This window comes from Bradyrhizobium sp. Kon56 (genome assembly GCF_055807635.1).
In genome coordinates, this window is the sequence record NZ_JBVVOU010000516.1 from 1 (window position 1) to 255 (window position 255).

Genomic DNA, 255 nt, shown 5'->3' on the forward strand with positions numbered 1-255 from the left:
CGTGCTTCAGTTGGACTTCGACGCAATCTGGTTTCTCTTCGACGAGAATGATCTCGTCTCCGAAAATGGCTTCGACGCCGCTGGCCCGTTCGAACAGCATGCGCGAGAGGTCACTGCGCTGAAGAGTAACGTATCGTCCATTCGACAACTCGGAGAAGACGTCGGTACCGAAGCCGGCCAGCCGACGGCCAGCTTCATCTACGATCCGAAACTCTCGGGCGTAGTAGCCGTCGCGATTGATCTCCGGCATCAATC

1 pseudogene is annotated in these 255 nt (G+C 56.9%); it reads right to left on the minus strand.

The features are described 5' to 3' along the window. Positions 1 to 255 (minus strand): annotated as a pseudogene (locus AC0L3B_RS39895) (FAD-binding domain); the annotation flags it as partial.